Here is a 239-nt window from a genome sequence, read left to right as displayed (position 1 = left end):
TCATAAGTGAAGAAACTTCTGCCACTATCTGGATCTGTGCTTGAACGTTTTCGGCCTAAGTTGTCGTAGGTGAAACGAGTTTCATTTCCAGCAGCATCACGAATGAGTGTTAAGTTGTTCCAAAAATCATATTGATACTGTGTAGCAATTTCTTGGCCTTCCAAAAATTCTGAAACTTGAACTTTATTTCCTCGTGTATCATAAAAAGTGCGTGTTGCTTTTCCTTCGGCATCAGTAAA

General features: G+C 38.5%; 1 pseudogene (running past one end of the window). It reads right to left on the bottom strand.

Annotated elements, in window-relative coordinates:
- A pseudogene (locus tag COV43_06260) lies at nt 1-239 on the bottom strand (hypothetical protein); it runs 3,582 nt beyond the window's last position.

The organism is Deltaproteobacteria bacterium CG11_big_fil_rev_8_21_14_0_20_42_23, assembly GCA_002796345.1.
GTDB lineage: Bacteria > UBA10199 > UBA10199 > 2-02-FULL-44-16 > 2-02-FULL-44-16 > 1-14-0-20-42-23.
The sequence above is the reverse complement of the archived record's forward strand: the minus strand, read 5'-3'. Positions and strand labels throughout refer to the sequence as shown.